The sequence below is a fragment of the Wolbachia endosymbiont of Tribolium confusum genome (genome assembly GCF_020405475.1).
Taxonomy (GTDB): domain Bacteria; phylum Pseudomonadota; class Alphaproteobacteria; order Rickettsiales; family Anaplasmataceae; genus Wolbachia.
This window is the reverse complement of sequence record NZ_JAIZNT010000009.1, coordinates 72,908-80,664: the sequence shown is the minus strand read 5'-3', so window position 1 is coordinate 80,664 and position 7,757 is coordinate 72,908. Positions and strand designations below refer to the sequence as shown.

Genomic DNA, 7,757 nt, shown 5'->3' with positions numbered 1-7,757 from the left:
TTGTTACATTTCAGATAGTGACAGCTACCTCAGCGATAGCTGTAAAAAATAATCTACCGCTTAAGAAAATTTCATGCACCAAGACAGTGTGAATCTAAGATCTTATCTACGTTTAATGAATCTAAAACCTTCTCTATACTTAATTCTTTTAAAGTACTGCAAGGTCCTTCACAATTTGGTACCTTTTGAAAAGAGCTTGGATTATTACACAGTCTAGATCTTATTTGTAGTATACTAAGTAATGTATCTATATTATAGCTATACTCTTGTTCCCTGATTTTTTCTCTTCCTATATTATAGAATAATTCATAAAGAGTTTGATCTCTCTTATTTAGTGAATTTCTTAATATGAATGATTTAAGGAGAATTGTATATGATTTGTGAGTAAGACAATCTGCACCATGCTCTAATAATAATTTTATAGCAGGTAAATTCTCTGATTGTATAGCATTATGCAAAGGTGTCTTCCAATTGTGATCAACTTTATACATGTCTGTCCGCATATTACTGCTTAAAATTTCCTTCATTCGCGTTATATCAAGATCACTCATTGGCTTTCTAGAAGCAAGTCTATGCAATTCAGTCTCATGTACCACTTGTATTTGCCCGTCTATACGGGATACAAAACTTGGTTCTCTAATCTTTCTTACTAGTACTTGTTCTCTAAATATATTGCGGAAATCATGATTTCTCTCACGCTCAAGGCTTCTTGTTATTTCTTCCATCATACGGTGCATACGCTCATTTGATTCATTGATTAAATTCCTATCTATTACAATTTCCACTGTGTGCAAAGACTCTTCTTTTTTCACAGAATGCTCCATAATAGCACTTGCAGTCAAAAGAATTGCAGCAGAAGCAAATACCACTATTGGCACATAACGCCAAGGAGATGAACTATATGAGAAATAAGCTGCTAGAGCAATTGCTAAGGACGCAGCTGCTAATTTAGGTAATGATTTTTTAAATCTACTATATCTTTCGTTTTCTTGCGAGTCATCATTACCTTCATGTTCGCTTAGATTTGTGTTTTTTTCTGTATTCATTTTGATTAACCTCACTAATTTAATGAATAATTTTATAATACCTTTAACAAAAAGTCTATTTTTTATCTAAAACTTATTTAAACTATTTTCAAAGCAAATAAAATATAATTTTAGTGAATAAAATGAATTACGACGTAATCATTTCAGGTGGTGGGCTGATAGGTCTTATTACTGCTATTGGACTTAGTAATGACTCTGTATCTGTAGCAGTCATTGAAAAAAATAGTCTACCACGCACAGTTAATGATAATCGAGCATTTGCCATTTCTCAAGGGTCGAAAAAAATACTGAAAAAATTAGGGATTTGGAAGTTCTTAGAAGATGAAGCTGAACTAATACTTGATATATGCATATTAGATGGAGATAGCCCATTTACTGTGCATTATGACCATAAAATGGTTGGTGAAGAGCCAATGGGTTATGTAATCAAGAGCGCTATTATATGGAATGCAATCAATAATAATTTTTTGCATACACTCAATATATATTCTCCACGTTCCTATAAAACAATCTCTTGTGACGAAGGATACGTGGAAGTTACTCTTGATAATGATCAAAAATTGATATCATCGCTATTTATCTGTGCTGAAGGTAAAAACTCTAAGTTGCCAGAGTTGTTTTCTATACCAATGATAAAATTTGGTTATAAACAAAATAGCATGGTATTTAATGTAAAACATGAATTACATCACCAAAACTTAGCTGTAGAGCGGTTTTTTCCTGGTGGTCCATTTGCAATTTTGCCAATGAAAGGCGGCTATACTTCTTCAATAGTTTGGACAGAAAAGTCTGAAATTTCAAAAATGCTCATGAGCTTATCTGAAGAGGAGTTTATTATAGAACTCAAAAAAAGATTTGGTTCTTATTTGGGAGAAATTGAATTAGAGGGTGAAAGAAGATCTTACCCTTTGAGTTTTACTTTTGCGAGAAAGCTGCATAAAAGCAGAATTTTGCTGATTGGTGATGCAGCACATTCAATCCATCCAGTTGCAGGTCAAGGACTTAATCTTGGAATGAGAGATATAGAAAGTGTTATAAGACAAGTAACTACTGCAAAAGCGTCCGGCATTGACGTTGGCAGTAATTACCTGTTGAAGAAAATTTCACGTGACAGATACTTTGATAATTTTACCATGGCACTTGCAACTGATGGACTAAATAGAATATTTTCCAACAGAATATTTTGCGCTAGAGCATTTGGTTTAATGGTAGTTGAAAATTCAAATTTTCTTAAAAAACGTTTCATTCGTCACGCTATGGGGTTTATGTAAACCACTATTGTATCACAATGTTCATGCGGTTATGTGTGTTCTACCAAAAATGACATTAAATGATTTTCCTTATTTTAGCATTAAGCGCGATGAAGAAAGTCATTTATAATGGCTATGGCAACTAGTGTTGAAATTTGACGTTCCTTGTGATTTGATGAATAGAGATTTTTATCTGATCTTACAACAAGTGCTTCTGGATGACTTTGAAAGTAAATATTACCATACTTATCTTCGATAGCTTCTATTGTTCCGTCGTTAGAAAACGCTGCAATTTTATATCCAAGCAACTCCAATTTTTTTCTGTTTTCTGGTGTATTGCTTATTGCTTCTGAATGAGCATCTGGAAAGCATGTTGAAAACCAGCCATTTTCGTCAGGTAGCAAAAATTTAGCAACCACTTCTGCTAAGTGGCTGCCTGGAACAATCTTTATCTGCTGAAGCGGTACATTCTCTTTTTGTGCTGATTTTAAATGATTCTTTTCATCACTAACAACTTCAATTCCTTTTGCACGCATAATATCTTGTAAATCACCAAGTAAATGAATTGCAGGATTATCATCTACTGTTTTCACAATTGCCTCAGTAACAAGCTGTTGGTAAGGAGTGGGAGGAAATGGTTGTGAGTGTAGATTATCTGGAATGAATATTCTATTTATTTTCTGCTCTTTGATAAATTTTGTAACTTCAACTTTTATTCGGTCTAGTATTAGCTTTTTTGCCAATATTTCATCTTGTTTTGCGAACTCTTCTTGGATTTCTTTTAGATTAATTATTTTGTCGTAGTCAATGAATATAGCTTTAACCCCAAAATTATTGAATATCTCATAGATATTTTGAGATTCATCTGTTTGCAATAAACCAACAATTATATTATAATTTACCGCATTTTCCGTTGTCAAAGCAGATAATTCTTTGTTTACTTTTTCACTATAAGCGATATTACTTAATAGTAGAAATGTAATTAATAGTATATTAAATGTTCTATTGTAACATTTATACATTATTTCCTAAATAATTATACTAATATTATAATATATTATAGAACATTAAGAAAAAGAATGTGGCCTGAGCAGGAATCGAACCAGCGACACAAGGATTTTCAGTCCTTTGCTCTACCAACTGAGCTATCAGGCCAACTACGTACTTTTATTTTTAGACAAAAAACGTTATTATGTCCATCAAAAGTTTTTGAAGTATAGAAACAAAAAATGAACATTAATAACAAAATAGGAATTTATCCTGGTACGTTTGATCCTATAACTTTTGGGCACCTTGACATAATAAAAAGAGCATGTAAGCTAGTCGATAAGTTGATAGTCGGTGTTGCAGAAAATGTTAACAAACATACTGCCTTTAACATAAAGCTACGCACAAGCATGGCTGAAAATGAAGTTAAAGGAGCAGAAATTAATGCAGATGTTATATCTTTTAATGGGTTGCTCGTGAAGTTTGCCAAAGAGCAAAATGCCTCTATTATTATCAGAGGACTGAGGGCAGTATCAGATTTTGATTATGAATTTCAAATGAGTTGGGTAAATTATAAGCTCTCCCATGAAATCGAAACCATATTTCTTCCTGCATCTGAAGATACTCAATTTATCTCATCAAGTTTTGTGAAAGAAATAGCGAGATTAGGAGAAGATGTTAGCAGCTTTGTATCGCAAAATGTCCAAACCGAATTGATTAATCTAAATAGGGTAAAAAATGGAGAATAAATATTTGTTGTTTTCTCCACTTCAAAGCGGTTATGCTCGATGTACAAAATACTATAAAATAAAGGAGCAGTATGTCAGAAGTGAGGGATAATAATCTAATAGTTTGCTGCCGTGGTGATGAGAATGATGATGGTTCTGGTCATCCAGTAGTATATTTAGATAAAGAAGGAGAAATGTATTGTCCTTATTGCAGTAAGCCCATGAGTGAAATAGTAAACTCCGAAGAATTTCAATCTTTATAGCATTTCATTCTTTAGCTTATGTAAATAGCAATAAAGGGGGCAGTAAAGATGAAACTGTCCATACGATCAAGCACTCCTCCATGACCAGGTATTATACCTCCACTATCTTTAACGTTGTAAACTCTTTTGATAAGTGACTCAGTGAAATCTCCAAGTTGAGCGAGAATAGCAATTGTAAAGCCAATTATTGGAGAATGAAAAATTGGAAATAAACTCAAAAATATTGAGCCAAAAATTGTACACACTACTCCAGCTAAAACTGCACCAAAAAGTCCTAACCAAGTTTTTCCAGGGCTAATGATCGGACAAATTCTAGTTCTACCAAAATTTTTGCCGAAAAAATAGGCAGCAATGTCAATACCCCAGATAGTTAAGACGAGCCATATTAGTACACATTTTCCCTGCGGTAAGTTATAGAGGTATATTAGCGAGGCATTTGGTAGTGCAATGAGTAGTAATGCGAAAATATATAAGATTCTATTACCCTGAGTTAGGTTATACCATTCAAAAGAAGATAAAACCGCAATTGAGGAGATTAGTAGATAAAATGATAAATTATTGAAATATGTAGCAAAAGAAAATATGAGTAATATTACTATTGAGGACAATATTCTAACCATAAAATTATTATCTACCATATTTTTTCTCTCTCTTTGTATAATCTGCTAATGCTCTACTCAAATCTTGACAAGAAAAATCAGGCCACAAAGTATCACAAAAATACAATTCAGCATAAGCTACTTGCCATAGTAAAAAATTGCTTAATCTTTTTTCGCCACCAGTGCGAATTAATAAATCTAATTTTGGTAAATCCTTAGTATACAGAAATTTTTCAAATTCGTCTTCCAATACGCAATCAATATTTCCTTTTATGATGTTGTTAATAGCATGTATAATTTCCTGCTTTGCTCCATAACTAACTGCAATAGTGAGTAATAGGCCATCGTTCTTATGTGTTACTTCCTCTGCTTTTTTAATTTGATCGAATATTTTACTGGGCAATAGGCTTAAATTGCCAATAAAATTCAACTTAATGTTACAATTGTAAATAAAATTGATTTTATCTTCATTAGTTAAAGCGGAGTAAAATAAATCAAATAGGCAGTCTGTTTCGTTTTCAGGTCTGAGCCAATTTTCCATAGAAAATGCGTACAAAGTTAAGTAAGGTATGGCCAGGGTTGTGCAATGCTTGGCGATATCAAATGCAATTTCACTGCCTTTTCTATAACCATCAATTTTTACCATTCCTTGATTCTTTGCCCACCTGCCATTACCATCCATAATGATTGCCAGGTGTTTTGGTAGAGATTCTAGATTTAACATTTTAATTCAACCTGTTATTAAGTTTTACCTGTTCTAACAGTATCAATTAACTTAACGTCTATATCTCTATATGAAACGTTCACTATATTCACTTAAAACTATATTATTACTGAAAAATCATTGATAGTCTATATTATAAAAATTTTCTCAACACCAATATCAGCTGCTTAGTGATCTTACCAAGAAAAAATGGAGGAAGAATATACCAAAAACAGTCTGGTATAGATGGTTTTACGGTATAGTGAAATTATTATTTAGTGGACACCTAGCTCTTTTATTTGGATTGATATTTTTAATAACCTGTTCTAGAGATATATAATTTTGACACAGGTTTTTTGTATTCAATATATCTTTTAAATGTAAGGAATGATATAAGTGAATTTATATTTATGTCCAGCTTTTAAGGGCATTCAATATCTATGATCTCTCTTTAGCTGCATATTTTAATAGTAGATTTGTAAAAAGGCAGCTCGGCTAATCAAACGCATCAAGTTAAGGGAAAGTGGTATAAGGAAGAAAGGAAATAAAAAAACATTTTAGACATTAAGTTAGTAATTTATGGACTACTTAAAAATTACCTTAATATCCACTTTAAATGTTGCTATATTGAGCGTATTTTTCTTAACTTGATTCGTATGGTTTATTTAACACTCTCTTAAATTTATAAAGCAAAACCTTGGATATAAGCGCTTTTTAAGCCATATCATGAGTACATGAACTGGCTTCTTCTTTCCGTGCCTCACTTAAGACACTACTAGGCCCATTTTTATCTTTTAGTAGTTTTATAATATCGCTAAGACTAGAATGACTACACATGGATTCTAATTCTTCAAGAGGAGTAAAACCGATTCCATTAACAACTTCCTGATTTTCTAGTAGTGTCTGAGTATTGCTAGGACTAGACTTATTACATATGAGCCTTAATTTTTCAGGAGTAATATTTTCTAGTGCTTTTATAATACTTTGAGGACTGAGCTCATAACTATAAAATAAGAGGTGCAATTCTTCAGTTTTATAACCAGAAATGTTATAAACAATTTTCTGATTTTCTAGTAGTGTCTGAGTATTGCTAGGACTAAACCTCTCAAATATGAGTTCTGATTTCTCAGGAGCAATATTTTCTAGTACTTTTATAATATCTTGAAGACTAAACTTCCCAAATATGAGTTCTGATTCCCTAGAAGTACTAGAGCCGATTCTCTTAACAATTTCCTGATTTTCTAGTAGTGTCTTAATATCGCTAGAACTAAACTTCTTATTATTACATATGAGTTCTAATTTCCAAAGAGTAAGAGAATCAATACCCTCAACAAGATTCTGATTTTCTAGTAGTGTCCTAGTATCACTAAAATTACACTTATTACATATGAGCCTTAATTTTTTAGGATTAATACTTAGTACTTTTATAATATTTTGAATAGCAAGAGAGCCACAAATATTAAACACGTGTTTCAATTCTTTATTATTATAATCAGTTATATTAACAACAACTGCCTGATTTTCTAGTAGTGCCTTAATATCGCTAGGACTAAACTTCTTACAAATGACTTTAAGTGTTTGGTTATCAATAAAACTAAGGTTTTTAGCAATTTCTGGGTCTTCTTGTTGTAATTTTAGAATATCTTCTTTAACTTCACCCTCCTCACTATCACTTTCCTTGCAATCAAAAAAATCGCTTAAATCTTTATCCTCCTCACTATCACTTTCCTCGCAATCAAAAAAATCGCTTAAATCTTTATCCTCCTCACTATCACTACTTTCAAATTCATTATTGGTATTGCAAATCTCCCCACCTTTTAGTATTTCTAGAATATTGTGCTCCGAAGTTGCATCATTTAGCATAGACCTAAACATTTCATCATCGTAATCGTTGATGTGATTAACAATGCTCTCATCTGATAGTAATTCTTCAATACCTTTGTGACTAAACTTATTATGATACTTGCATAAGATTTTAAGTTTACTGTCATCCATTGAATTGATGCCATCAACAACTCTTTGATTTGATAGTAATCTTCTGTTATAAGCCTTACATATCAGTTGAAGCTTTTCGTTATTTAAATCTTTTGAGTTACCTGCTTTATCAAAATCCATAATCTTATTTCAATTTACTTAGTATTTTAATTTTACATACCCTAGGAGGAAATAATCAAGCATTAT

8 protein-coding genes and 1 tRNA gene are annotated in these 7,757 nt (G+C 32.0%); 3 read left to right on the top strand and 6 right to left on the bottom strand.

Annotated elements, in window-relative coordinates; translation table 11 throughout:
* Positions 1-71: 71 nt before the first annotated feature.
* On the bottom strand, positions 72-1,046 hold the full coding sequence (locus tag LEM02_RS06200; protein ID WP_226080666.1) for an ankyrin repeat domain-containing protein: 975 nt from the start codon (positions 1,044-1,046) through the stop codon (positions 72-74).
* 122 nt (positions 1,047-1,168) lie between these two features.
* On the opposite strand from LEM02_RS06200, the gene ubiH reads away from it, so the two are divergent.
* Entirely contained in the window at positions 1,169-2,317 is a 1,149-nt protein-coding gene (gene ubiH, locus LEM02_RS06195; RefSeq protein ID WP_226080664.1) for a 2-octaprenyl-6-methoxyphenyl hydroxylase, read from the top strand.
* Between the two features lie 80 nt (positions 2,318-2,397).
* Here ubiH and LEM02_RS06190 read toward each other — a convergent pair whose 3' ends face one another.
* Positions 2,398-3,318 (bottom strand): gamma-glutamyl-gamma-aminobutyrate hydrolase family protein, encoded by a 921-nt coding sequence (locus LEM02_RS06190; RefSeq protein WP_226080662.1) that lies wholly within the window; start codon positions 3,316-3,318, stop codon positions 2,398-2,400.
* A 60-nt stretch (positions 3,319-3,378) separates the two neighbouring features.
* A tRNA-Phe gene (locus LEM02_RS06185) sits at positions 3,379-3,451 on the bottom strand.
* A 74-nt stretch (positions 3,452-3,525) separates the two neighbouring features.
* On the opposite strand from LEM02_RS06185, the gene coaD reads away from it, so the two are divergent.
* Positions 3,526-4,032 carry a pantetheine-phosphate adenylyltransferase gene (coaD, locus tag LEM02_RS06180; protein WP_226080661.1) on the top strand — a complete coding sequence of 169 codons (507 nt, stop codon included), beginning with the start codon at positions 3,526-3,528 and terminating at the stop codon, positions 4,030-4,032.
* Positions 4,033-4,103: 71 nt separating this feature from the next.
* Positions 4,104-4,274, top strand: coding sequence for a zinc-finger domain-containing protein (locus LEM02_RS06175; RefSeq protein WP_226080660.1), 171 nt, complete (start codon positions 4,104-4,106; stop codon positions 4,272-4,274).
* A gap of 11 nt (positions 4,275-4,285) precedes the next feature.
* Here the strand turns inward: LEM02_RS06175 and LEM02_RS06170 are convergent, their stop codons facing one another.
* From LEM02_RS06170 to LEM02_RS06160, 3 genes are all read right to left on the bottom strand, one after another.
* A complete protein-coding gene (locus LEM02_RS06170) occupies positions 4,286-4,912 on the bottom strand; it encodes a phosphatidate cytidylyltransferase (protein WP_226080658.1) in 627 nt (208 codons plus the stop codon).
* On the bottom strand, positions 4,902-5,597 hold the full coding sequence (gene uppS / locus LEM02_RS06165; RefSeq protein ID WP_226080657.1) for a polyprenyl diphosphate synthase: 696 nt from the start codon (positions 5,595-5,597) through the stop codon (positions 4,902-4,904). The genes LEM02_RS06170 and uppS overlap by 11 nt, the downstream gene beginning before the upstream one ends.
* A gap of 693 nt (positions 5,598-6,290) precedes the next feature.
* Entirely contained in the window at positions 6,291-7,691 is a 1,401-nt protein-coding gene (locus LEM02_RS06160; protein ID WP_226080655.1) for a hypothetical protein, read from the bottom strand.
* Positions 7,692-7,757: the final 66 nt, after the last annotated feature.

Coding starts and splice junctions, on each gene's coding strand:
- LEM02_RS06190 (WP_226080662.1), bottom strand. CDS start 3,318: ATGTATAAATGTTACAATAGAACATTTAATATACTATTAATTACATTT.
- uppS (WP_226080657.1), bottom strand. CDS start 5,597: ATGTTAAATCTAGAATCTCTACCAAAACACCTGGCAATCATTATGGAT.
- coaD (WP_226080661.1), top strand. CDS start 3,526: ATGAACATTAATAACAAAATAGGAATTTATCCTGGTACGTTTGATCCT.
- ubiH (WP_226080664.1), top strand. CDS start 1,169: ATGAATTACGACGTAATCATTTCAGGTGGTGGGCTGATAGGTCTTATT.
- LEM02_RS06200 (WP_226080666.1), bottom strand. CDS start 1,046: ATGAATACAGAAAAAAACACAAATCTAAGCGAACATGAAGGTAATGAT.
- LEM02_RS06160 (WP_226080655.1), bottom strand. CDS start 7,691: ATGGATTTTGATAAAGCAGGTAACTCAAAAGATTTAAATAACGAAAAG.
- LEM02_RS06175 (WP_226080660.1), top strand. CDS start 4,104: ATGTCAGAAGTGAGGGATAATAATCTAATAGTTTGCTGCCGTGGTGAT.
- LEM02_RS06170 (WP_226080658.1), bottom strand. CDS start 4,912: ATGGTAGATAATAATTTTATGGTTAGAATATTGTCCTCAATAGTAATA.